The following is a 23,363-nucleotide window of genomic DNA, read 5'->3' as shown; positions in this document are numbered from 1 at the left end:
GGAAGCGCTTTCCTTTAAGCCGTTAGGAGCCTGGCATTTTAGCCCTCATGGGCGGATTCCCGGCTTGCGGCGTGGCGGGCGAGTTGCAGAGCGCCTGCAGCGGAGTCCGCGAGCGGCAGACGCAAGCGGCTGCGCAGTTCGTCCGGAACGAACGGAGCCAGTGGTATGGCCAACCCGCCGCACAACGCGACCGGCAGGGACTGATCCGGGTCCAGCGCCGACACCATTTTTGCGATCTCACGCCCCGCTTCCTCAAGAAGGCGCGCCGCGAACGGATGTTTTCTGTGTTCGAAAACCGTTGGCGCCAGCGTTGCATAAGCCGTTTGATTCGCCGCGCATAGCCATACGACGAGGCTGTCCCGATCAGTCGCGTCCGTACACGCGAGCAACGCCGCGGACCAGTCGTCGGCGGGTGCGCGGTTGTCCAGCACCTGCTGCAGATGCACGACCGCCCGCAAGCCCAACCACGCTCCGCTCGCCTCGTCGCCGCTCGGAAAACCATAACCGCCCGCGATCGCGAACTGACCGCCCGCATCCAGTGACGCGGCGATACTGCCCGTTCCCAGCGCCACGATCACGCCCGGCTCTCCTCCATGCGCGCCGAGCAACGTGGTGAAGGCGTCGCTTTCGACGGCAAGCGCGCACCCATCCGGCGCGGTTGCATGGAACTGCGCGAGCCAACCCGCGTGATTCACGCCAGCAAGGCCACAGCCAAGCGCACATGTGCTCCACTCGAATGGCAGTCCCGCTGCTTCAAAGGCCCGCAAGCATGCCGCTTCAATAGCGTCCCACGCACGCTCGACGCCCAGCGCCAGGCCCGACGGCCCGCTCGTCGCACGTGCCAGCTCGATGCCCTCTGTGTCCGCCAGGACGACGCGCGTACCGCTGCCGCCGCCATCGACACCTATCAGGTACTTGTGTGTGTAGGTTGAAGTAGTCATGTCCGCAAGCTTAACGGCACGACCGGCACGCCGCCACTCGGCCGAACGGGCTACGCGGCATGTAACGTCGCAAGACAACCAGCATATCGGGTCACCATCGGGCAACCCTCTGCCATGGGACAACTTCCATTGGGACTGGACGTTGTGCCTGTTGGTTATACCCATGCTTCCAGGGAGCCGCCGGATAGCGGTCTCGTCGCGCCGGAAACGGGCATGCTTGGCAAATCGCCCGGGAACCAGGCCGATCGGCCGACTATTCTCCCCTTGCCCTTGCGCCTATGCTGATCGAACGCCAACCTCGCACTCCCTGAATCCGACATGACAAACCCGAAGAAAGCCCACCCAGACGACAACACCGCCCCGCACCGTTGCGGCTGGGTAACAACCGAATCACTCGCCCGCTATCACGACGAGGAATGGGGCGTTGCGTCTCATGATGATCGCCACCTGTTCGAAATGCTCGTACTGGAAGGCGCGCAGGCCGGGCTGTCGTGGTTGACCATTTTGAACAAGCGAGAGGGTTACCGGGCTCTGTTCCACAACTTCGACATCGACCGGGTGGCCGCCTTCAGTGAAGACGACGCGGCCCGGTTGCTGCTCGACACCCGGATCATCCGCAATCGCGCGAAGATCTCTGCGGCCGTCGCTAACGCCCGCGCGGTGCAGCGCATCCAGGCGGAACACAGCTCGCTCGCGAATTTCGTGTGGTCGTTCGTCGGCAATACGCCCATTGACACCCCGCGGCCAACCTATGCAGAGGCGCCCGCCTCCAACGAAATCTCCGACGCCATGAGCCGCGCCCTCAAGAAATACGGCTGCAAGTTTGTCGGAACGACCATCTGCTACGCGTTCATGCAGGCAACCGGCATGGTCAACGACCACGAGTCCACCTGTTTCTGCCGGTTGCGCAACAGCACAGCCATCCCCAAGCGCGAATCGGCCAAGCGTCGAACAAATTAGGTACTTTGCTCTACGAATTTCCGATACGCGTATTGCGTTTTCGCAACATCTGCCGCGGTTTAAGCCCTCGTCAGGGAAAATCCCGACGATAGCCGTGCCTGCTTGGTGAATCATGCTCTGAAGCCTTTACTACAAAGCCTTTGAGGAGATTCTGCCCCTGTGCAAGAAGTCAGACATCATGTCAGAATTGCGGCCAACCGCACATAGCACTACTTTTTTACCGAAAAGAACCGCTATAAATACACTGTAAGCGGCTTTTTCCGGCGAGCCAGTTGCACTCCGAAGCAACTGCCTCTTCCTTCTGCTTACCAAAGCGTATTCAGACTCTGCGAACGATCGCGGCAAAGTAGACAGCCCGTAGAAATGACGCGGTTATGTGGTCGACCGCGCTATGACGACCGAGTCCGCGTCCGATACTGATAACGCTGTTGGATGAAAACCCATGAAGCACCGCGGTTGTCGGTGCAGGGGAGAACCCAAAATGAAAAACCTCCACTTTTTGACGCACCAGGAAATCTTCGATCGTGCCGTGCATCACCTGTTTGGCCAGGGCCACGCAGCGTTGTTGCCGCACGGCGGCGGTGCATATCGCGGCTATTGCGGCGGTTGTCCTGTCGGCAGCTTCATCAAGGCGCGCGACTACATGACCGCCATGGAAGGCGTGCCCATTCGCTTTGTCAGCAAAGGGCCGGAAACCGTGCCGGCATACATGGACGTCGGTGTGGCTGCGCTGAAGCGCGCGCTCTTGCGCTCGAACATCAACGTCTACGATCCAACAACCGTCGATCTGCTCAGTTGCCTGCAAAACGTGCACGACGTGTTCGGCAAGTGGGAATGGCGTGAACGCTTTGCCTCAATTGCCCGGCAGTTCAACTTGTCGGCGGATCGACTTAAGTCAGCAGCCTGAGCGGAACTGAGCGGAACTGAGCGGAACTGGGCAGGATTTTGGGAGGCTCCGCGGGGCACTTAGGTTGCTGAAACGATTCCCTCGCACTGACCCATGAACGAATCGTGTCCGCGCAGATATCGAACGAATAAATAAATACGCCGCATGCGAGCAACGCAATAGTCAAAGCAACGAGCAATGCCATGTTAACCGCGAGAGACATCTACGAACGCGTGAGCAACCATCTGCTTACCCAACGGGCTGTATCAGAAGATGAAAACGGTTCGTGCCGCCTCCGCAGCGGCAACGGCCGAAAGTGCGCTATCGGTTCGTTGATCGCCGACGAGTTGTATCGGCCGGAGATCGAGGGAGTTGGAATCTCGTACTACCGGCACGCAAAGGACGGCTCATTGTTGCGCGCGCTGTACGCGTCGGACGTTAATGCCTACGATCCGGACATCGTCGAGTTGCTGATCGAACTGGAAGAAGTTCACGACGATTCCAACGTGGACGAATGGCCCCAGCTTCTGGCGCGCGTGGGCGAACGGCACGCGTTTGTTTAGGCGCGAATACACGCAAATAAATACGAATAGAAGCGAATAGACGCCCGCCAGCTCAGGCGATGGTCCGCCAAGCCGCGACAAGAGCGAAAAATGAGGAAGATTCGCTCAGGCGTGCGTGAGCCAGGAATCCAAAAAAACCAGCCAGAGAATTCCAGCCAAGGCGACCCGGACAAGCTGAGCCGCGAGCCGAAGTAAAGCCACAACTAAAACCGGCAAATCAAACCAGACAAGCAAAACGGCGATGCAACCCTTGCGGGCGGCATCGCCGTTTTGCTTGGTGCAGCCTATCAATCAGGCTGCGACCGCCAAGACTTAGTGAAGCTTCTTGGGCAGCATCTGGCTGCGCAGACGCTTGCGCAGACGGCTGACTGCTGCCGCCTTCTTGCGCTTGCGTGCCGTCGTCGGCTTTTCATACGACTGACGTTCGCGAAGTTCGGCGATCAGGCCGTTCTTTTCGATGGTCCGGCGAAAGCGACGGATCGCAACGTCGAACGGCTCGTTTTCTTTCAAAACAATAGTGGTCATGGATGTCCTAAATCGCTGATACGTTTTTCTGACTGCGCGGCGAAGCGTACCGACTAAGGCAACGCCGCGCGCCGGCACTCCGATCGTCCACCCAACAACAGCGGACACGAGCAAAGCGGCCACGGAGGCCGGAAAAGAGAGAGGTGGGATTTCACCGCCGATCACGGCATGCGCAGTCTGTCGAAAACGAACAGCGCACTTCGGGCCGCCCGGCGTCGCTTAAAAATAGCTGCGCCATCGGGCAAAAATCTCGATTCGGGCGAGATGTTATCAGATCGTCGCCCCGTCGCCAACCCCGAAACACCTGTGTGCGGAGGTTTGCAGACGGGCAACCCCATGATGATGCGTGCTTTTTGCCGATTTCAGTCCGGATTGCTGGCTTCGTCGAGGAGTGCGACGTCTTCAGGCGTCAAAGTAATCCGGGTCGCGTGGGCCAGGGTTTCGAGCTGCTTGACCGATGTCGCGCTCGCGATCGGCGCCGTGACGCCCGGCCGCGCGATCAGCCACGCAAGCGCGACTGCCGCCGGCTCCGTGTCATAGCGGTCTGACACTTTAACCAGCGCTTTAACAATTCTCAAGCCCCGGTCGTTCAGGTAGCCCGACACTTTCGCGCCTCGGGCACTGTTCTCGGTATCGGCTTTGGATCTGTATTTTCCGCTCAGGAAACCGCTCGCCAGGCTGTAATAGGTCACAACCGACACCTTGTGCGCCTTGATTACCGGTTCCAGGTCATTCTCATAGCCGGCGCGATCATAAAGATTGTATTCAGGCTGAAGCACCTGATAACCCGCAATCCCCTCTTTCGCCGATATCTTCAGCGCCTCCTCCAGCCTTTCGCCGCTGTAATTGGACGCACCAATTACGCGCACTTTCCCTGCCGTAATCAGCTTTTGATACGCACCGAGCGTGTCGAGCAGGGGCGTTTTATCGTCGTCTCGATGGGAAAAATAGACGTCGATGTAATCCGTCTTCAGGCGTTTGAGCGAGTCGTTGACGGCAGCCTCGATATTCGCCGCCGACAGCCCCGTGCGCGTGCTCAGCAGGCCGACCTTGGTCGCCAGCACGATCTTGTCGCGCTTGCCGCTTTCCTTGAGCCACTTGCCGATGATCGTCTCCGACTCGCCGCCCTGGTGGCCGTCGACCCAGGCGGAATAGACGTCGGCGGTATCGATGAAATTAAGACCGTGGTCGACGAAGGCGTCGAGGATGGAGAACGACGTACGTTCGTCGGCGGTCCAGCCGAATACATTTCCGCCGAAAACGAGCGGCGCGACTTTGAGGTCTGACTTACCGATAGTGCGGTGCTGCATGGTTGCTCCCGGGCTGTTGTAGGCAAACGCGCGATACCTGAACGAAAAAGAATACCCGCGAATCCTGCTGCTCGCAGGCGACCGGTCATTCGCTATTCTCCCTACAAATCCTTACTCAAGTCCTCAAGTTTTTTTTTCATGGGCCGCTAACCCATGTAGGCGGCCGGCTACCACGCTCGGAACCGCCAAGCAACAGGACCGTGCAGTAGCCATAACAGCCCTTTAAGTTCTTTCAGGAGAAATCCAAATGATCGGTATCAATAGCAATATCAACTCGCTGGTTGCTCAGCAAAACCTGAACACCTCGCAAAGCGCGCTGTCGCAGGCCATCACGCGCCTGTCGTCCGGTAAGCGCATCAACAGCGCAGCAGACGATGCAGCTGGTCTCGCGATCTCGAACCGTATGCAAACGCAGATCAACGGCTTGAACCAAGGCGTTTCGAATGCGAACGACGGCGTTTCGATGATCCAGACGGCATCGAGCGGTCTCGCGCAGATCACGACGAGCCTGCAAACCATTCGTCAACTGGCAGTGCAGGCGTCGAGCGGCTCGCTCTCGTCAAGCGACCAGGCAGCACTGCAACAAGAAGTAGCGCAGCAAGTCGCTGAAGTGAACCGCGTGGCATCGCAAACGAACTACAACGGCAAGAACGTTCTGGACGGTTCTGCAGGTAACGTGAGCTTCCAGGTTGGCGCGAACGTCGGTCAGACGATCGACCTGAACCTGACGCAAAGCCTGTCGGCAGCTTCGCTCGGCGGCGGCACAGTGCAAAAGGGCAACACGCTGGGCACGATTACGGGTCTTGACTTGACATCGGCCGGTGGGATTCCCGCCGCGGGGGTAGCGGGCGCTATCACGTCGATCAACGTCTTGTCCGATGGCAACGGCGGCTACACCTTTACCGACCAGAACAACCAGGCCATCTCGACAGCGACGTCGAGCGCGTTGTTTGCCACGAATGCTAGCGGCCAACTCACGGTCAACAGCGCGGGGACTAACCCGCTGACTACAGCGAATGCTGTAACCGCGATCAGCGCTGATAACACCACTGCGTTGACCGCCGGCGAAACCCTTGGCACGATTTCGAACATCTCGATCGACCCGGCCACAGGAGCTGCATCGACCAGCGCCAGCGCTATCACGTCGATTACAGTGAAGTCGGACGGTAACTCAGGATTGCAGTTCTTTGATCAGAACGGCAATCAGCTCGCGAACACCAGCGCCGCTATAACGAGCAACTTCACCCTCACGGCGGCTGTTCCAGGCACGACGCCTGCGACGTTTGCGCTCATCGGCGGTAAAGCAGGCTCAACCCTTGGTACTCCGGGTGCAGCCGGTGGTACGGGCGTCGCCGGCGGCGTGCTGTCGACGGTTGCCAGCAACAATGCACCGCCGGCAATTTCGGCAGTCGACGTCAGCACGACGGCAGGCGCGAACGCTGCAATGGAATCGATCGACAACGCGCTCGCAACGGTCAACAACATCCAGGCAACCCTGGGTGCTGCTCAAAACCGTTTCACGTCGATCTCCTCGGCACAGCAATCGCAATCGACCGACTTGTCGGGCGCCCAGTCGCAAATCACGGACGCCGACTTCGCTGCAGAAACGGCCAACCTGAGCAAGGCGCAAGTGCTGCAACAAGCAGGTATCTCGGTGCTGGCGCAAGCCAACTCCAACCCGCAGCAAGTTCTGAAGCTTCTCCAGTAATAGCTTTTGCGGTAATGGCCCACGCGTAGCGCGGCGCATCGCACTACCGCGTTACGCGTGGGCCAAATGTGTTGCTTGGGGAGGCTTGCCTCCCCTACACGTTTTACAAACGTTTATCATTCAGGCTCAAAAGCAAAACCGACGTACGGAGCATCTCAATGTCGACGATTCCCAGCGCCTCCAGCACGGCCGCGGCCACAGCAGCAGCCACTTTAGCCGCCACCCAGGCAGCCGAAGCGTCCGCCGCACAATCCATCATCAGTGGTTCCACGGGCAATTCGTCGCTGGATGTCTCCTCGCTCGTCACGAGCCTCGTCAATGCGAAGGTGGCGGGTCAGACCGCCACGCTCACCGCGCAACAGACCAACGACACCACCCAACTTTCGGCCATCAGCGCGTTGCAGGCGGCACTATCCGCCTTGCAGGCCGGTATCGCCTCCCTATCCAACGGCACCGCCCTCGGCCAGTACACCGCGACCCCGAGCGGTACCGGACTGACGGCGACCGCCGGCAGCACTGCGTCAGCGGGCACTTATTCCGTTGCGGTCACGCAAATTGCCAGCTCGCAGACGCTTTCATCGGCCGCGTTCGGCAGCACGACGGCGCTCGGTACCGGCACGATGAACATCTCGGTCGGCAGCCAGTCGATGAGTCTCGCCATCACGTCGTCGAACGACACGGTGAGCGGCATTGCAAGCGCGATCAACTCGGCGTCGAATAACCCGGGTGTCAGTGCCTCGGTCATAACTGGCTCGGACGGCGCGCATCTGGTACTGCGCTCGACCGCCACGGGTGCATCGAATACGATCAATGTTTCAGTGAGCAACGTCGCGAGCGATGCTGGCCTGTCCAGCCTCGGCGTTACGTCCACTGCCGGCACCAGCGGGGCTCCATCGACATTCACGTCGGCGGTGAGCACGAGCGCGTGGACGCAAACCGCGGCCGCACAAGACGCCGCGTTCACGATCGACGGGACAGCAGCGACGAGTTCCACCAACTCGGTGACCACCGCACTCCAGGGCGTCACCCTGAACCTAACGGCTGCTGCTATTGGTACACCGGCCGGCACTGCGCAGACGCTGACTGTGGCACAGAACACCGCCTCAGCATCGACCGCGATCAACAGCTTCGTCACCCTCTATAACACCCTTGTCACCACGTACGGCCAGGTGGGCAACGACAACTCGCAGGCAGCGAGTTCGCAGGGCGGCGTGCTGGCCTCCAACCCGATGCTTGCCACCATCCAGAACACACTGGCGGAGATTGCCGGCAGCGGCGTGAAGAACGGCAGCTCCACAATCTCTCTTGGGGCGCTGGGGATCACGCTGCAGGGACAAGCCAGCGCGACGCAGCCGGCGGGCTCACTGGTAATCGATCCCACCAAGCTCGCCGCAGCGCTTCAAAGCAACCCGTCGGGGGTCGCGGCCCTGTTTAATTCGACCACCGGCGTGGCTGCGCAAATGACGACGAGCCTTAACTCGTGGCTAGGCACGGGCGGCTTGATCGCGAACAGCCAGAGTGCGGTGAACACGGACTTGGCGAGTGTCGCGAAGCAGCAAACCACCCTGACCGCCTACACGGCACAGTTGACCAGCCAGTACCAGGCGCAGTTCACGGCGCTCAATACACTGATGGCCACGATGAACAACAACTCGCAGTACCTGACGCAATTGTTCGGCGGCGCCGATAGCGCGGGTGCACTCGCAACAGGAGCGAGCAGCTAAGCTGCTAAGGTCCGCTGAGGATAAATCGACATGGAACAGAACAGCTTGATCGACCGCCTGCTCGAGTTGACGCTCGCGATCCAGCACGCAGCGGCCATGGCGGACTGGCAGGAAGCCGCGCGTCTGACTGAAGAGAGGACGCCGCTTTTCATGGAATTGACGCCGGAACAGGACGCCACGGCCATGGAAGTGATCAACCGGATCCAGGCAATCGATGTCGCCATTGCCGCGGACGCGAAGACGACGCAATCGGAATTGCAAGTCGAATACAGTTCGGCGATGAAGAAAGTCCAGGCTGCCAGCAAGTATCACCAGGCCGCCAAGTTCTGACCTGACGGCGCCTTATCCTGGTTCTACTGCAGCAGCAAAAATCCGCGCGCCTGGCGCTTTGGTCGCGTCAACACCCCGGGGCACCTGCGTGCTTCCGGGGTGTTTTCTTATGGGCTAACGCCCCAGCGTCAACACCAGATACAGCGCATAAAGCCCGCCGTTCACCAGCAGCGCCCACAGCACGACCCCACCCTTCTTCGCGTTGAAGCGCAGCCACGCGGCCGCCGCGAGCGTGATGAAAACGCCCGTCATCACCTCCACGCGTGGCTCCCACGGCGTCAGCATGATGCCGATACCCGGCAGCAGCGTGCCCTGGAACACCATTGCGCCAGTGATATTGCCGAACGCCAGCGTGTCCTTGCCGCGCCGCGCCCAGATGATGCTATTGACCTTCTCGGGCAGCTCGGTTGCGATCGGGATGATGATCAGCGATAGCAGCAACGCCGATATCCCCAGCACCTGCGAGACCCCTTCAACGCCGGCGATAAACCCCTTCGCACCGCCAACCAGCAGCACCGTGCCCAGAACCATCTGCAACACGATGGTCGCGAGCGAGGTAGGTAACCCGAAGCGCGAGATCAAGAGCCGCTCGGGCGCTTCAGTGCCATGACCTTTTTCGACAAGACCGGCGGACGCACGGAACGTCGACACCACATACGCGACATACACGCCGACCAGCCCCACGGCGAACAGCGCGCGCACTTGCCACGCGTGATGCGGCACGAACATGGCGCCGGCTGCAATCAGGAAAGCGCAGAGGAAGAAGTTGAGATCGCGCGTGAAACCGCTGTGTTCCGGCGCGACGATCCCCTTGAAACCGCGCATCTTGAGCACGGCGACGGCCATCAGGCAGGTGGACAAAGTGGCGAGCATCAAGGGTGCGCCGAGGATCGCGCCCACGCCGATTTCCTCGTTCACCGCGCGGCTGGCCGTGCCGCCCATCAACGCGATGATCGGCACGGTGGTTTCCGGCAGCGCCGTGCCGATAGCCGCGAACAGCGAACCGGTGACCCCCTCGGAGATACCGAGTTTTTCGCCGAGATGTTCGAGCGCGTTGGTGAAGAGTTCCGATGCCGCCAGGATCACCACGAGCATCAGCGCGAGTTGCACGAAAAGCAGCGTCATGCGGCACCTCGCGATGAAGCTGGCGAGAAGGTGACGCAATGGAAATGGCGGAACAGCGTATGGCCTGGGGCAGGCCTGGGGTGTTTTTGTTTTGGAGACACGATAATTTCACGGTCGGACGTCAGCGAACCAGGATGCAATCCCGCGCCGTCCGACCGTGAACGACAAGATGCACCCATGGTCTCGCCAAACCTGACCGGTCGAACGCGCCACGGCAGACAAGCCGAGTATGTTGACGCGTCCTCCTCCCATTGCGGAAGGAAGGCTACTCCCCAAAGACGGCCACGAGTTTAGCTTGGGTCCGTGGATTAGGCAACCGGCCGCGGGAATGTTCAAGAAACTGTCACTAACCCCATATGGATATCCCGAATCGGTCGTTGTAGCGGAAATAACGGTTCAGTAAGCTACGGCCACGGAGGCCCGTTGGGGACCCTGTTGGGGACCCCTTCGGTGACCTTTGGGTGCTCTGTCGTTGCGCTGACTTGTTGCATTGAAGCATCCGACGAAGCGCGCCGTACAATAAGCTGCAACCGCCAAACAAGAAACGTCTGACTGACTAACACTTTGCGACCAGGTTCGTAACGGGAGATCCCATGCGCTTCAGAATGCTCGCAGCCGCTGTACTGGCCATTGCGCCGGTGCTCGCGATCGCGAAACCGCTCACTGTGTGCACCGAGTCGAGCCCGGATGGCTTCGACGTCGTGCAATTCAATTCGCTGGTGACGACCAACGCATCGGCGGATGTGATCTTCAACACCCTCGTCTCCTACGATGAAGTCGCGAAAAAGGTCACGCCCGCGCTAGCCGAGAAATGGGATGTGAGCGCCGACGGCCTGACCTACACCTTTCATCTGCGGCCGAACGTGGCGTTCCAGACCACGGACTACTTCACGCCGTCGAGAAAACTAACTGCCGACGACGTAGTGTTCTCCTTTGACCGCATGCTCTCCGACAGCAACCCCTGGCACAAGGTAGCGGGCGCGAGTGGCTTCCCGCACGCGCAGTCAATGGGTCTCATCAAGCTGATCAAGTCCGTCTCCAAGGTCGATGACAACACCGTCAAGTTCGAACTCAACACACCGAACGCGACCTTCGTGCCCATCCTCACCATGGGCTTTGCATCGATCTATTCGGCCGAATACGCCGACCAGTTGCTCAAGGCCGGCCACGAAACCGACCTGAACGCGAAGCCCATCGGCACTGGTCCGTTCGTGCTGAAGAGCTACACGAAAGACGCCGTGATCCGTTACGACGTCAATCCGACGTACTGGGGACCAAAACCCAAAGTGGACCGGCTGATCTACGCCATCACGCCCGACGCCTCGGTGCGCGCGCAGAAGATCAAGGCAGGTGAATGCCAGATTGCGTTGTCGCCGAAACCGCAGGACGTGGTCGACGCGAAGAAGGACAGTTCGTTGAAAGTGGTCGAGACGCCGGCGTTCATGACGGCGTTCGTTGCGTTAAACACGCAGAAAAAGCCGCTCGATAACCCCAAGGTACGCGAGGCGTTGAACGTTGCCTTCGATCGTACGACGTACCTGAAGACGGTCTTCGAAAACACCGCCACGCCCGCTGTGAATCCGTACCCGCCGAACACGTGGAGCTATGACAAGCAGATCACGGCGTATCCGTATTCGGTCGATCGCGCGAAGAAGCTGCTCGCCGATGCCGGCTTTCCGAATGGCTTCGACACGACAATCTGGGTGCGTCCGAACGGCAGCGTGCTAAACCCGAATCCGAAGGTGGGCGCGGAGTTGCTGCAAGCGGATCTGGCGAAGATCGGCGTGAAGGCGCAGGTGAAGGTGATCGAATGGGGTGAGCTGATCAAGGAAGCGAAGCAGGGTCAGCACGACATGTTGTTCATGGGCTGGGCCGGTGACAACGGCGATCCGGATAACTATCTGTCGCCACTGTTCAGTTGCGCCGCAGTGCGTTCGGGCATCAACTTCGCGCGGTTCTGCGATCCGACGCTGGACCGCATGATCGATGAAGGCAAGGAAACCGCGGATTTAAGCAAGCGGACCAAGGCCTATACGGAAGCGCAGCAGATTATCCATGACCAGGCGCTGTGGATTCCGCTCGGTTATCCGACAGCAGCGGCGCTCACGCGCAGCAATGTCAGTGGATATCGTGTGAGCCCGTTCGGACGGCAAAACTTCGCGAACGTCGTGGTGCAGTAGTCACTGCGTTGGTTCACTGAAGAAGCCGGGCGTGCAAACGCCCGGCTTTTTTACTTTGGTGCGAACCGGATCACGCCGTCTTCGTTGTCGGTTTGGCGCACGAGTTCGCCTTGCAGCCAAAGCAGGTGCAAATGCGCCAGCGCTTCGCCGAGTGCGAACGTCATCTGATGCACATCGAGCGGGCGCTTGAACATGAGCGGGACGATGTCGGCGGCGCTTTGCGGTTTGAGCGCGCAAGCCTCGCGCACTTCCTGCAAACGCGCCGCGTGATGATCCCGAAGCTGCCCGATGCGCGTATGCATGCCGCGAAACGGCTTGCCATGCGAAGGAAGCACGAGTGTATCGGCAGGAAGGGACTCGTAGCGGCCCAACGAACCGAGGAATAGCGCGAGCGGATTCCCCTCCGGTTCAATAGCAAACACCGAGACGTTAGTCGATATGCGCGGCAGCACCATATCGCCGGAAATCAGCACCTTGGTCTCCGCGCAGAAGAACGCGCAATGTTCAGGGGAATGACCAAACCCGGTCACCACTTCCCACTCGCGGCCACCAATCTCCACCTTATCGTTATCGCGTAACCGGCGATAAACCGGCGGGATGGACGGCACGAGCTTCGGATAATACGTATCGCGCTTGCGCAGCGCTTCAAGCGAAGCCGGGTCCGTCATACCATGCCGCGCGAAGTGCCGTGCCGCCCGCTCGCCGCCCGCGTCGGAACCATCGCCGGCGGACATCACGCGGCCCATCGCGTACTCGCCGAGCGACATCCAGAGCCTGACCGGGTCCCATCGCTTCTTCTCGCCGCCGTTGCAGATCCAGTCCGCGAGACCGAGGTGGTCCGGGTGGCAATGCGTGACGAGCACGCGCAGCACCGGCAGGCCGTCCAGCAGCGTGTCGAAGGTGCGTTCCCAGTTCGCCCGGATGGTTTCGTCTGAAATACCGCAGTCGATAATGGTCCAGCCCGCCACGCCGTCAATCTCGTCGCGCATGACCCACAGGTTGATGTGGTCGAGCGCAAACGGCAGCGGCATGCGCACCCAGAACACGCCGGGCGTGACTTCCATCGAGTGGCCGCTCTCAGGAAGACGGTCTGCGAAAACGTAATCGAGTTGCTGTTCGAGCGGGTTCATGCGGGTCGGGTCTCCGGGTTGTCAGTTGTTGCATTGCCGCCAAGTTGACGCTAACGTTAACCTTCATTTTAACGTCGGCTTCAGAAAAGCGTTGGGAACCTTGTAATTTCAATGACAGACACGCGCTACACCATCACCGAACTGGCACGCGAATTCGAGGTCACGCCGCGCGCAATCCGGTTCTATGAGAACCAGGGCTTGCTCACGCCGGCACGCGTTGGCACGAACGGCATGCGCCGCGTGTATTCGGCGCGCGACCGCACACGGCTCAAGCTGACGCTGCGTGGCAAACGGCTTGGATTCACGTTGCTGGAGGTGAGCAGGCTGCTCGATCTCTACGATTCACCTACCGGGACGGCTGCACAATTGCATGCGTTCCTGGACACTATCGCGGCGCATCGCGCGGTGCTTACGCGGCAACTGGACGACCTGAACGCAACGCTCGCCGAACTCTCGGCCTACGAAACGCAAGGCCGTGCGCTGCTTTCAGCGAACGTTGAAAAACGCACGCGCAAGGCGGCGGTTTCGACTGTTCCGACGGAGACACGCGCGAAAGTGCCCTGAGCTTGCAACGGGCAAGAACGGCGGCTGTCGAGGAACAAAAACGTCCGGCGATACAATATCGGCCGGATTCGTCGGCCGGATTCGAAGTCGGGTTTGATGCTTATCACTAACGCAAAGACGTAATCAACGTAGCGCACGTAGCGCACTGAGCGCATGTCGGACGACACCACACGAAGTGCAGGGTCGAAATGAATCACTTTCCCAAGTTGCTGTCGTCGCAGATTGGCTTCGATGTCGCGGAAACGCTGCTCGAAGGCTTCGACCGTCACTATTGCGTGTTTCGCGATGCGGCCATCGCGGCGAAGGGGCTATTCGAGGCCGGCGACTGGCACGCGCTGCAGCGGCTGGCGCGCGAGCGCATCACGTCGTACGACGATCGGGTGGAAGAGTGCGTGATGCGTCTGGAAGACGAGTACGACGCCGAAAACATAGACGATGAAATCTGGCAGCAGATCAAGCTGCATTACATCGGCTTGCTGACGTCGCACCGGCAGCCCGAGTGCGCGGAGACTTTCTTCAACTCCGTGTGCTGCAAGATCCTGCATCGTTCGTACTTCAGCAACGACTTCATTTTCGTGCGGCCCGCTATTTCGACGGAGTACATCGAGAACGACGAGCCCGCGGCCAAGCCGACCTATCGGGCGTATTACCCGAGTAAAGACGGGCTCGCCGCGACATTCGAACGGATCGTGACGAACTTCCAGCTCGAGCCGCCGTTCGAGGATCTGCAGCGCGATGTTCAATGCCTGATGCGAGCCATTACCGAAGCGTTCGGCGAGTTCAAGGCTGCGCCTAATTTCCAGATTCATGTGCTGTCGTCGCTGTTCTTTCGCAACAAGGCGGCGTACATAGTGGGCCGGATCATCAATGGTGATCTGGTGATACCTTTCGTCGTGCCCGTGCGTCACGCGTCGCCCTGCCTGCTTGCGCTCGATACGGTCCTGCTGCAGCGCGAACAAGTGCTGATCATCTTCAGCTTCTCGCATTCGTATTTCCTCGTGGATATGGAAGTGCCGTCGGCGTATGTGCAGTTCCTGCGCTCGATCATGCCGGGCAAACCGAAGGCGGAAATCTATACATCGGTGGGCTTGCAGAAGCAGGGCAAGAACCTGTTTTATCGCGACTTGCTGCATCACCTCTCGCATTCCAGCGATAAATTCGTCATCGCGCCAGGCATCAAAGGGCTCGTGATGCTGGTGTTCACGCTGCCGTCTTTTCCGTACGTGTTCAAGCTGATCAAGGACACCTTTCCGCCGCCGAAGGAAACCACGCGCAAGAAGATCCAGGACAAGTATCAGCTCGTCAAACGTCATGACCGCCTTGGACGCATGGCCGACACGCTCGAGTATTCGAGCGTCGCGTTACCGTTGTCGCGCCTCGACGATGTGCTGCTGAAAGAGCTCACCAAAGAAGTCCCTTCGATGATCGAACACGAAGGCAATAACCTCGTGATCAGGCATTTGTACATCGAGCGCCGCATGACGCCGTTGAACCTGTATTTGCAGAACGGCACGCTGTCGGAAATCGAGCATGGCATCAAGGAATATGGCAACGCGATCAAGGAACTGATCCAGGCCAACATCTTCCCCGGCGACATGCTCTACAAGAATTTCGGCGTCACGCGCCATGGCCGCGTGGTGTTCTATGACTACGACGAGATCGAGTATCTGACCGACTGCAACGTGCGCCGGGTGCCGCAAGCGCGCAACGAGGAAGACGAGATGTCGGGCGAGCCGTGGTACACCGTCGGGCCGCATGACATCTTCCCCGAAACCTATGACACGTTCCTGCTCGGCGACCCGCGCGTGCGCAACGTATTCATGAAACATCACCCCGATTTTTTCGACCCCGCACTCTGGCAAAAGCACAAGGAACAGATCCTTAACGGCGAACTCGCCGACTTCTTCCCGTACGAACGCGGTATCCGTTTTTGCGTTCGTTATCCTGAGCGTTTTCTGGCCGGCGCACCCGCAGCACGCGCCGCATGAAACCTATCCGCACTGAATGCCATGTCCAATATCGACAACATCGACAACCCTGAAAGCCAAGACAACAACCCGCTCTCCCACCTATTCGATAACAACCTGAAGTGGGTCGATCGCAAGCTCTCGGAAGACGCCGAGTATTTCTCACGCCTCGCCGACCAGCAAGCGCCCGAATACCTGTGGATCGGATGCTCGGACTCGCGCGTGCCGGCTAACCAGATCATCGGCTTGCCGCCAGGCGAGGTGTTCGTGCACAGGAACATCGCGAACGTGGTCGTTCACTCGGACCTTAATTGCTTGTCCGTGATCCAGTTCGCGGTCGACCTGCTGAAGGTCAAGCACATCATGGTGGTCGGGCACTACGGCTGCTCCGGCGTGGGCGCGGCCCTCCTGGGCCGGCGCGTGGGCCTGGCCGATAACTGGTTGCGTCACGTGGAAGACGTGCGCGACAAGCACTCCGCGCTGCTCGAGGAATGGCCGATGGGCGTCGCGCGCAATCGCCGGCTGGTGGAGCTCAATACCATCGAACAGACGGTGAACGTGTGTCACACGACCATCCTGCGCGATGCGTGGGCGCGTGGCCAGGAGATCACGGTGCATGGCTGGACCTACGGCGTGCATGACGGCCGCGTGCGCAACCTGGGGATGATGATCGGCGGGTCGGAAGAAGTAGAACCGACCTATCGGCAATGCATCGCGGCGCTGGCGCGCGGTGGCGCGCATTCATCGGAGAACGATGTGCTGGCCTCCGATGCCGCCCGTCTCGGCGATATCCCGGCAATCGTGAAAGGTGTGATCAAGGAGCTGAAACATGACTGATTTCGTAACTGATCCGGTGGTGATCGTGTCGGCTGTGCGTACGCCGATGGCCGCTTTTCAAGGCGACTTCGCCACCGTGACAGCGCCGCAACTCGGTTCGGTGGCAATCCGCGCCGCGGTTGAACGCGCCGGCCTGAAGCCCGAGCAGATCGAGGAAGCCGTGATGGGTTGCGTGCTGCCCGCCGGTCTCGGTCAGGCGCCCGCGCGCCAAGCCGCGCTCGGCGCGGGCTTGCCGCTGTCCGTCGGCAGCACGACGGTCAACAAGATGTGCGGTTCCGGCATGCGCGCCGCCATGTTCGCGCACGATATGCTGCTGGCCGGGTCGGCGGACGTGATTGTCGCGGGCGGGATGGAGAGCATGACCAATGCGCCGTACTTGCTGCCCAAAGCGCGCGCCGGCATGCGCATGGGCCACGGCCAGGTGCTCGATCACATGTTCCTCGATGGCCTCGAAGACGCGTATGAAAAAGGCCGGTTGATGGGCGCGTTCGCCGAGCAATGCGCCGGGTCGTACAAGTTTTCGCGGGAAGCGCAGGACGCGTTTGCCGTTGAGTCGTTGCGTCGCGCGAAGCGGGCGAACGAAGACGGTTCGTTCGATTGGGAAATCGCGTCGGTGACGGTCGCAGGACGCAAGGGCGATACCGTTATCGATCACGACGAACAGCCGTTCAAGGCGGATATCGACAAGATTGCTACGCTCAAACCCGCGTTCGCAAAAGACGGCACGGTGACGGCGGCGAACGCATCGTCTATCTCCGACGGCGCCGCTGCGCTCGTGATGATGCGTGCATCCACGGCGAAGCGGCTCGGCGTCACGCCGCTCGCGCGAGTCGTCGGGCATAGCACCTTCGCGCAGGAACCGGCGTTGTTCACGACTGCGCCAGTAGGCGCGATCCGCAAGCTGCTCGACAAGAACGGCTGGCGCGCAAACGAAGTCGATCTCTTCGAGATCAACGAAGCGTTCGCCGTGGTCGCGATGGCTGCCATGCGGGAACACGACTTGCCTCACGACAAGGTCAACGTCAACGGCGGCGCGTGTGCACTGGGACATCCGATCGGTGCATCCGGCGCGCGGATTCTCGTGACGTTGATCGGCGCGTTGCGTCAGCGCGGATTGAAGCGGGGCGTGGCGAGCTTGTGCATCGGCGGTGGCGAAGCGACGGCGATGGGTATCGAACTGGTTTAGGGCAGCGTGCCGGAGAACATCATGAAAACCGTATTGATCGTGGGTGCATCGCGCGGGCTCGGCCACGAATTCGTGCGAGGATATTGCCGCGATGGCTGGCGCGTGCTCGCCACCGCTCGCAACGCGGAGTCACTGGAAGCACTTGACGCCATGGGTGCAAAAACCTTCTCGGTCGACACGACCCAACCCGAGCAGATCGCGACGCTCGGCAGGCAACTCGATGGCGAGAAGCTCGATGTCGCGATCATCGTGTCGGGTGTGTATGGTCCGCGAACCGAACACGTGGAAACCGTGCCCTCGGAAGATTTCGATCAGGTCATGCACACCAATGTCCGCGGCCCGATGCAATTGCTGCCCATCCTCCTGCCGCTCACCAACGCAGCGCATGGCGTGCTCGCGGTGGTATCGAGCAAGATGGGCGGTATTGCGGAGATGAACGGGACGGCGGGCTGGCTGTATCGGGTGAGCAAGGCCGCGGTGAATGCGGCGTTGAAGGCTGCATCGCTGGAAGCGCGCGGTTCGACTTGCATCGCTTTGCATCCGGGATGGGTGCGCACCGAGATGGGTGGCGCGTCGGCTGCGATCGAACCGGCGCACAGCATTTCCGGAATGCGCGCGGTGATCGCCGCGGCGGCGGCGAACCCTAAAAAATTCAATGGCTCGTTCATTCAGTATGACGGTACGCCGCTCGCGTGGTGAGTGCTGTGCGTTAGTACGGCTTCCGAAGTGAGCGTTTCAATCAAACGAAAAGGACATGAAGTGGCGTATCAAGTACATGGCGTGGCGTCTTCGGGGAATTGCTACAAGGTCCGGCTTGCGCTCGAACAACTGAGCCGGCCTTATGTCTGGCATGAAGTAGACATGATGAACGGCGCCACGCGCACCGATGCGTTTCGTCAGTTGAATCCGAACGGCAAGGTGCCGGTGCTGCAGATCGATGAGCACACGTGCCTCTTCGAATCGGACGCGATCCTGTATTACCTCGCCGAAGGTACGCCGCTGCTGCCGACCGACCGTCTTTCGCGGGCGCGCGTCCTGCAATGGATGTTCTTCGAGCAATACAGTCACGAACCCAACATCGCGGTTGCGCGCTTCATTCTTCAGTTCGCCAAACACCCTGACGATCCGCGCCTGCCCGAGAAAACCGCGGGTTCGTATCGCGCGCTCGACGTCATGGAAACGCATCTCGCGACGCGGACGTATTTCGTCGATGAGCAATACACCATCGCGGACATTGCGCTGTATGCGTACACCCATGTCGCCGACGAAGCCAACCTCGACCTCGGCCGGTATCCGGCCATTCGCGCATGGCTTGCACGCGTGAAGGCGCAGCCGCGACACATCGAGATGCCGGGCGTAGATGTATGAAGGGTATGAAGGCAGTCGGGGAATGCCCGTGCGGCGGTGCGTCGCCGGGATCGAACAACGCTGTTAAGCGTCCGCCTCAATACGTCGAATGTTGCGGACGCTTCATAGAAGGCGGTGCGCGAGCAGGCAACGCCATGGAACTGATGCGCTCACGCTATACCGCGTACGTGCTCGGCAATACGGCGTATTTGCGTGCGACCTGGGCCGAGAGCACCTGCCCCCGCGACCTGGAAACCTCCGCGGATCCCGCCACCCGCTGGCTCGGCTTGCAGATAAAACGCCACACGCCTGTTGACGCGGACCACGCCGAGGTCGAATTCGTCGCTCGATACAAGCTCGGCGGCCGCGCATTCCGCTTACATGAGACGAGCCGTTTCGAACGCGATGCCGCTGGGTTGTGGCGTTATGTTGACGGTGATCTCCGCGATTGAAACGTCATAGCGACGATTCGTGCTGCATCGCGGCAATAATTTCCTTAACGACTGCTTTCGCCCCGAATTTTGTCGCCCGCGCGGGTACTTTCTAATTGCGCCCATTCATTTTGTCCGGGTACTCTAGCTTTTCGCCAGTCACTGGCGAATGATATTAAGTTACTGTTTCATAAGCTAAATATCTGTCAGTGCAGCGGTGTTGCGTATTGAAGCCCATTGTCATGTCTATTCGGGACATGACTTGACGATCCGACTAGCGATACTGATTGACAGTACGAACGTCCGGATCGATGGATTGTGACAATAAGCTGGCTCGTGCTTTGGGAAATCAGCCGGGTCGAGAAGCGGGTGGAGTTTCGGGGATGGCATTTAGGCAAGTGTTGTCAGGTTGTGTAGTGGTGTGTGCGCTCGCGGCGGTGTCCGCCTCGGCGCTTGCAGAGCCGTTCCCGGGTGCGCAGCAGTATGCGAAGCTCGAGGCACCTGCCTTCGGCACGGTGCCGCAGTCATTCGACCCGTCGCTTCCCGTTGTTGAGTCAAACCTCAACGAGTCTGTTGTCGAAGTACCTTCAGGCGATGTCTCGCTTGAAACCACCATCTTCAAACCTGATGGCCCGGGTCCGTTCCCGATGGTCGTCTTCAATCACGGCAAGCTCCCTGGCAATGCGCATGACCAGGCGCGTGCGCGTCCGATCGCGTTTGCGCGTGAGTTCGTGCGTCATGGTTATGTGGTTGTCGTGCCGAATCGCCGTGGCTTTGCGGAATCGGGCGGGGAATATACTGGCAACGGTTGCGATGTCGAAGCCAATGGTTTTACGCAAGCGCGCGACGTGACGGCCACGTTGGCTTACATGGACAAACAGCCGTTTGTCGACAGCCAGCATGTGGTGGTGGCGGGCGCTTCGCATGGTGGGTTGGTGACCATGGCGTATGGCGCTCGCGACGCGCGTGAGGCGAACGGCGTGCGTGGCCTGATCAATTTCTCCGGTGGCCTGCGTCAGGACGAGTGTCCCGGCTGGCAGAAAAACCTGACGAGCGCGTTTGGTGAATACGGTGAGCATGTGAAGTTGCCGTCGTTGTGGATGTACGGCACTAACGACTCCGTGTGGCAGGGCAACTTGCCTGAGGAAATGTTCACGTCGTATAGCGCGCACGGTGCGAAGGCCGATATGGTGAATTTCGGCGCATATAAGAACGATGCGCATCGGCTGGTGGGGGATCGTGACGGTGTGGCGATCTGGTGGCCGCGCGTGAAGACGTTCCTCGAAGATGTTGGCATGCCGACGGATCGGCAATATCAGGTTTCGGATCCGCAGGCGCCCACGCCTACGGGTTATGCGACGGTGGATGCGGTAAAAGCCGTGCCGTTCCTCGATGAACACGGCCGTGAGGGTTACGAGAATTTTCTGCATCAATATTCGAGCCGCGCGTTCGCGGTGTCGGATTCGGGTGCGTGGTCGTGGGCGGAAGGGGGTGACGACCCCATGTCGGTGGCGTTGAACGGGTGCCAGAAGCAGAGCAGCGATCCATGCCGGTTGTATGCCGTTGACAACGCAGTGGTCTGGAATGATCGGAATGTTGCTCAGACGCAGACAGCCTCACGGTAGGTGCCTTTGAATCAGCCAAAGGCTGGTAGCTGGGGGGTGGTTCTGCCGGTGGCTGGTGTTGTGACGGGTTCTGGGGTTAGTGGTCGGGGTCAATGCCGGGTTGCTAGGTTCCTGCGTTAGCGGTCGGAGTCAATGCCGGGTTGCTGCTTTCGGCCTTAGTGGTCTGCATGAGTTGGCTATTTTCTTTATCACTATTAGCCACTGTGCGTGGCGGCACGTCATTTCTTTGTCCAAAGCGACAAAGAAACGAAGCAAAGAAAACGCTTTCAAAACGCGGGCTCATAAGTTGACCCAGCGTGCAGTTTCCGCGTTTTTGGCACCCCAAAAGCACGGTGCTCGCCAGAGCCACCGATGTGTGAAACCCTCCTTCTCCGAACACAGATACCCACACGCTTCGCCACCAGTGACTGAACCTGCCTAAGGTTCACCCCGCGCTATCCGCGAAAAACCACCCACCAAATTTGTTCGCATGCCGAACCACGTGGCCAACCCGCTTCAAAACGAGGCCGCACGATGGGTAAGGCCGTACCCCAAAATAGCTGCGCAGATCAAGCAACCAGCCGACCAAGCAATGAAGGACTAAAAGCGCGTCAGGCCGTGCGGGCTCTTGGGCAAGCGTGCTTGCCCAAGAGCGTACGGGGCGAAGCGTGTGCGTGTAAGAATTCGCGAGAAGGAGGGTTTCACACATCCGTCGTTCTGGCGAGCACCGTGCTTTTGGGGTGCCAAAAACTTGGAAACTGCACGCTAGGTCAACTTACGAGCCCGCGTTCTGAAAGCGTTTTCTTTGCTTCGTTTCTTTGTCGCTTTGGACAAAGAAATGACGCGCTGCCACGCGCAGTGGCTAATAGTGATAAAGAAAACATCCAACTCAAGCAGACCGCTAAGGCCGAAAGCAGCAACCCGGCAATGACTCAGACCGCTATCGCAGGAACCTAGCAACCCGGCAATGACCCCGACCGCTAACCGCAGGAACCCGACCCCGCCCCCGAGTGCGAACGAAAAACCCTTGACCGAGCGCCAGCGGAAAATAGCCCCTGAACCCCACCAACACCCTCCACGATAAGCGAAGTTAGCAGCGACGCCAAGCAATCGCCCAACGCGTCCCACGCCCGCCGGAGGTCCCCTGCTCTCCCAAAATCGAATCCCGCAGCGAAATTAGAGATAATTGGTGCTCAGCGAAACACCGAGTCGCGCACATCGAGAAACCCCCATGACCGATGCAATGAACCTGCAGCGCCTGAAAGTCATCGTCGACGGCTACGTAGCACGCGTCACGCTCAATCGCCCCGACGTCCGCAACGCCTTCGACGAAGCCACCATCGTCGAATTGACTGCTGCTTTCCGCGCACTCGCCGACGACAACGCCATCCGCGTCATCATCCTCGCCGCAAACGGCCCCGCATTCTGCGCAGGCGCCGACCTCAACTGGATGAAACGCATGGCGACCTACTCGGACGCAGAAAATCGCGCCGATGCCCTCGGCCTCGCCACGATGCTCAACACTATCTACGCCTGCAACAAACCCGTGATCGCGCAAGTCCAGGGCGACGCGTACGCAGGCGGCATGGGGCTCGTAGCCGTCGCGGACATTGCCATCAGCGCAGAATCAGCACACTTCTGCTTGTCCGAGGCCAAGCTCGGGCTGATGCCCGCCACCATCGCGCCCTACGTGATCCGGGCAATCGGCGCGCGCGCATCGCACCGATACTTCGTGACCGCCGAACGTTTCGATGCCGCTGAAGCCCTGCGCATCGGCCTCGTGCATCAGGTCGTTGCAGCCGATGCGTTGGGCGCCACCGTCGATGCAGTCGCAGCCGCAATCGTCGCCAATAGCCCGAACGCAGTGCGCGAGTGCAAACAACTGGTGGTCGATCTGGCGGATAAACCAATCGATGAATCGTTGATCTCGGACACCGCTGACCGTATCGCACGCATTCGCGCCTCGGATGAAGGGCGCGAAGGCGTGCGCAGTTTTCTGGAAAAGAGCAAGCCGTCGTGGCTCGCCTGAATGTGATCGGGAGCGT

The 23,363-nt window shown here is 59.9% G+C and carries 21 protein-coding genes and 1 riboswitch; of the genes, 16 read left to right on the top strand and 5 right to left on the bottom strand.

What is annotated here, in order from left to right:
- Positions 1 to 38 precede the first annotated feature (38 nt).
- Complete coding sequence (locus tag FH08_RS0104020) at positions 39 to 941, bottom strand: BadF/BadG/BcrA/BcrD ATPase family protein (protein ID WP_031357084.1); 903 nt, start codon at positions 939 to 941, stop codon at positions 39 to 41.
- Positions 942 to 1,259: 318 nt separating this feature from the next.
- On the opposite strand from FH08_RS0104020, the gene FH08_RS0104015 reads away from it, so the two are divergent.
- The 3 genes from FH08_RS0104015 (at position 1,260) to FH08_RS0104005 (ending at position 3,350) form a co-directional block, all read left to right on the top strand.
- Positions 1,260 to 1,901: a DNA-3-methyladenine glycosylase I gene (locus FH08_RS0104015; protein ID WP_035565239.1), complete on the top strand. Its 642-nt coding sequence runs from the start codon at positions 1,260 to 1,262 to the stop codon at positions 1,899 to 1,901.
- Between the two features lie 481 nt (positions 1,902 to 2,382).
- A complete protein-coding gene (locus FH08_RS0104010; protein ID WP_031357082.1) occupies positions 2,383 to 2,808 on the top strand; it encodes a hypothetical protein in 426 nt (141 codons plus the stop codon).
- A 182-nt stretch (positions 2,809 to 2,990) separates the two neighbouring features.
- The gene (locus FH08_RS0104005; RefSeq protein ID WP_031357081.1) at positions 2,991 to 3,350 is read left to right on the top strand and encodes a hypothetical protein; all 360 of its coding nucleotides are present in this window, start codon (positions 2,991 to 2,993) and stop codon (positions 3,348 to 3,350) included.
- Between the two features lie 312 nt (positions 3,351 to 3,662).
- On the opposite strand, the gene rpsU is transcribed toward FH08_RS0104005, so the two are convergent.
- Together rpsU and FH08_RS0103995 are read right to left on the bottom strand one after the other, a co-directional pair.
- Positions 3,663 to 3,875, bottom strand: a complete 213-nt coding sequence (rpsU, locus tag FH08_RS0104000) for a 30S ribosomal protein S21 (protein ID WP_031357080.1) — start codon at positions 3,873 to 3,875, stop codon at positions 3,663 to 3,665.
- Between the two features lie 362 nt (positions 3,876 to 4,237).
- A complete protein-coding gene (locus FH08_RS0103995; protein ID WP_031357079.1) occupies positions 4,238 to 5,185 on the bottom strand; it encodes an aldo/keto reductase in 948 nt (315 codons plus the stop codon).
- Between the two features lie 247 nt (positions 5,186 to 5,432).
- Between FH08_RS0103995 and FH08_RS0103990 the strand changes: the two genes are divergently transcribed.
- From FH08_RS0103990 to fliT, 3 genes are all read left to right on the top strand, one after another.
- Entirely contained in the window at positions 5,433 to 6,893 is a 1,461-nt protein-coding gene (locus tag FH08_RS0103990) for a flagellin (RefSeq protein WP_031357078.1), read from the top strand.
- Between the two features lie 158 nt (positions 6,894 to 7,051).
- Complete coding sequence (fliD, locus tag FH08_RS0103985) at positions 7,052 to 8,617, top strand: flagellar filament capping protein FliD (RefSeq protein ID WP_031357077.1); 1,566 nt, start codon at positions 7,052 to 7,054, stop codon at positions 8,615 to 8,617.
- Between the two features lie 30 nt (positions 8,618 to 8,647).
- On the top strand, positions 8,648 to 8,947 hold the full coding sequence (gene fliT, locus FH08_RS0103980; protein WP_031357076.1) for a flagellar protein FliT: 300 nt from the start codon (positions 8,648 to 8,650) through the stop codon (positions 8,945 to 8,947).
- Positions 8,948 to 9,061: 114 nt separating this feature from the next.
- On the opposite strand, the gene FH08_RS0103975 is transcribed toward fliT, so the two are convergent.
- Positions 9,062 to 10,072: a sodium:calcium antiporter gene (locus FH08_RS0103975; protein WP_031357075.1), complete on the bottom strand. Its 1,011-nt coding sequence runs from the start codon at positions 10,070 to 10,072 to the stop codon at positions 9,062 to 9,064.
- Between the two features lie 115 nt (positions 10,073 to 10,187).
- A riboswitch (yybP-ykoY riboswitch) is annotated at positions 10,188 to 10,362 on the bottom strand.
- A 303-nt stretch (positions 10,363 to 10,665) separates the two neighbouring features.
- On the opposite strand from FH08_RS0103975, the gene FH08_RS0103970 reads away from it, so the two are divergent.
- Entirely contained in the window at positions 10,666 to 12,252 is a 1,587-nt protein-coding gene (locus FH08_RS0103970) for an ABC transporter substrate-binding protein (RefSeq protein ID WP_031357074.1), read from the top strand.
- Positions 12,253 to 12,302: 50 nt separating this feature from the next.
- On the opposite strand, the gene FH08_RS0103965 is transcribed toward FH08_RS0103970, so the two are convergent.
- Positions 12,303 to 13,382 (bottom strand): MBL fold metallo-hydrolase, encoded by a 1,080-nt coding sequence (locus FH08_RS0103965; protein WP_031357073.1) that lies wholly within the window; start codon positions 13,380 to 13,382, stop codon positions 12,303 to 12,305.
- 111 nt (positions 13,383 to 13,493) lie between these two features.
- Here FH08_RS0103965 and FH08_RS0103960 point away from each other — a divergent pair, with 111 nt between their 5' ends.
- The 9 genes from FH08_RS0103960 to FH08_RS0103920 all read left to right on the top strand — a co-directional run bounded on the left by FH08_RS0103960 (position 13,494) and on the right by FH08_RS0103920 (position 23,347).
- Positions 13,494 to 13,946, top strand: a complete 453-nt coding sequence (locus FH08_RS0103960; RefSeq protein WP_051887715.1) for a MerR family transcriptional regulator — start codon at positions 13,494 to 13,496, stop codon at positions 13,944 to 13,946.
- 188 nt (positions 13,947 to 14,134) lie between these two features.
- Positions 14,135 to 15,934 (top strand): bifunctional isocitrate dehydrogenase kinase/phosphatase, encoded by a 1,800-nt coding sequence (aceK, locus tag FH08_RS0103955; protein ID WP_031357071.1) that lies wholly within the window; start codon positions 14,135 to 14,137, stop codon positions 15,932 to 15,934.
- 21 nt (positions 15,935 to 15,955) lie between these two features.
- The gene (gene can / locus FH08_RS0103950; protein WP_031357070.1) at positions 15,956 to 16,750 is read left to right on the top strand and encodes a carbonate dehydratase; all 795 of its coding nucleotides are present in this window, start codon (positions 15,956 to 15,958) and stop codon (positions 16,748 to 16,750) included.
- Positions 16,743 to 17,936: an acetyl-CoA C-acetyltransferase gene (locus tag FH08_RS0103945; protein WP_031357069.1), complete on the top strand. Its 1,194-nt coding sequence runs from the start codon at positions 16,743 to 16,745 to the stop codon at positions 17,934 to 17,936. Before can ends, FH08_RS0103945 begins: the two co-directional genes overlap by 8 nt.
- Positions 17,937 to 17,957: 21 nt before the next feature.
- The gene (locus FH08_RS0103940; RefSeq protein ID WP_031357068.1) at positions 17,958 to 18,635 is read left to right on the top strand and encodes an SDR family oxidoreductase; all 678 of its coding nucleotides are present in this window, start codon (positions 17,958 to 17,960) and stop codon (positions 18,633 to 18,635) included.
- A 60-nt stretch (positions 18,636 to 18,695) separates the two neighbouring features.
- Positions 18,696 to 19,304, top strand: a complete 609-nt coding sequence (locus tag FH08_RS0103935) for a glutathione S-transferase family protein (RefSeq protein ID WP_031357067.1) — start codon at positions 18,696 to 18,698, stop codon at positions 19,302 to 19,304.
- 5 nt (positions 19,305 to 19,309) lie between these two features.
- Entirely contained in the window at positions 19,310 to 19,735 is a 426-nt protein-coding gene (locus FH08_RS0103930) for a YchJ family protein (RefSeq protein WP_031357066.1), read from the top strand.
- A 362-nt stretch (positions 19,736 to 20,097) separates the two neighbouring features.
- Complete coding sequence (locus tag FH08_RS0103925) at positions 20,098 to 21,339, top strand: dienelactone hydrolase family protein (RefSeq protein ID WP_031357065.1); 1,242 nt, start codon at positions 20,098 to 20,100, stop codon at positions 21,337 to 21,339.
- Between the two features lie 1,222 nt (positions 21,340 to 22,561).
- Entirely contained in the window at positions 22,562 to 23,347 is a 786-nt protein-coding gene (locus FH08_RS0103920) for an enoyl-CoA hydratase/isomerase family protein (protein WP_031357064.1), read from the top strand.
- The last annotated feature ends 16 nt before the right edge of the window (positions 23,348 to 23,363 follow it).

The organism is Caballeronia sordidicola, from assembly GCF_000729995.1.
Lineage (GTDB): Bacteria > Pseudomonadota > Gammaproteobacteria > Burkholderiales > Burkholderiaceae > Caballeronia > Caballeronia sordidicola_A.
The sequence above is the reverse complement of the archived record's forward strand: the minus strand, read 5'-3'. Positions and strand labels throughout refer to the sequence as shown.

Bases quoted from the DNA above. Each gene is read 5' to 3' on its own strand.
- FH08_RS0103960 (WP_051887715.1), top strand. From the start codon at position 13,494: ATGACAGACACGCGCTACACCATCACCGAACTGGCACGCGAATTCGAG.
- FH08_RS0103970 (WP_031357074.1), top strand. From the start codon at position 10,666: ATGCGCTTCAGAATGCTCGCAGCCGCTGTACTGGCCATTGCGCCGGTG.
- FH08_RS0103920 (WP_031357064.1), top strand. From the start codon at position 22,562: ATGAACCTGCAGCGCCTGAAAGTCATCGTCGACGGCTACGTAGCACGC.
- fliT (WP_031357076.1), top strand. From the start codon at position 8,648: ATGGAACAGAACAGCTTGATCGACCGCCTGCTCGAGTTGACGCTCGCG.
- FH08_RS0103990 (WP_031357078.1), top strand. From the start codon at position 5,433: ATGATCGGTATCAATAGCAATATCAACTCGCTGGTTGCTCAGCAAAAC.
- FH08_RS0103945 (WP_031357069.1), top strand. From the start codon at position 16,743: ATGACTGATTTCGTAACTGATCCGGTGGTGATCGTGTCGGCTGTGCGT.
- FH08_RS0104015 (WP_035565239.1), top strand. From the start codon at position 1,260: ATGACAAACCCGAAGAAAGCCCACCCAGACGACAACACCGCCCCGCAC.
- FH08_RS0103975 (WP_031357075.1), bottom strand. From the start codon at position 10,072: ATGACGCTGCTTTTCGTGCAACTCGCGCTGATGCTCGTGGTGATCCTG.
- FH08_RS0104010 (WP_031357082.1), top strand. From the start codon at position 2,383: ATGAAAAACCTCCACTTTTTGACGCACCAGGAAATCTTCGATCGTGCC.
- FH08_RS0104020 (WP_031357084.1), bottom strand. From the start codon at position 941: ATGACTACTTCAACCTACACACACAAGTACCTGATAGGTGTCGATGGC.
- FH08_RS0103930 (WP_031357066.1), top strand. From the start codon at position 19,310: ATGAAGGCAGTCGGGGAATGCCCGTGCGGCGGTGCGTCGCCGGGATCG.
- fliD (WP_031357077.1), top strand. From the start codon at position 7,052: ATGTCGACGATTCCCAGCGCCTCCAGCACGGCCGCGGCCACAGCAGCA.
- FH08_RS0103925 (WP_031357065.1), top strand. From the start codon at position 20,098: ATGGCATTTAGGCAAGTGTTGTCAGGTTGTGTAGTGGTGTGTGCGCTC.
- rpsU (WP_031357080.1), bottom strand. From the start codon at position 3,875: ATGACCACTATTGTTTTGAAAGAAAACGAGCCGTTCGACGTTGCGATC.
- FH08_RS0104005 (WP_031357081.1), top strand. From the start codon at position 2,991: ATGTTAACCGCGAGAGACATCTACGAACGCGTGAGCAACCATCTGCTT.
- FH08_RS0103940 (WP_031357068.1), top strand. From the start codon at position 17,958: ATGAAAACCGTATTGATCGTGGGTGCATCGCGCGGGCTCGGCCACGAA.
- FH08_RS0103965 (WP_031357073.1), bottom strand. From the start codon at position 13,382: ATGAACCCGCTCGAACAGCAACTCGATTACGTTTTCGCAGACCGTCTT.
- aceK (WP_031357071.1), top strand. From the start codon at position 14,135: ATGAATCACTTTCCCAAGTTGCTGTCGTCGCAGATTGGCTTCGATGTC.
- FH08_RS0103995 (WP_031357079.1), bottom strand. From the start codon at position 5,185: ATGCAGCACCGCACTATCGGTAAGTCAGACCTCAAAGTCGCGCCGCTC.
- can (WP_031357070.1), top strand. From the start codon at position 15,956: ATGTCCAATATCGACAACATCGACAACCCTGAAAGCCAAGACAACAAC.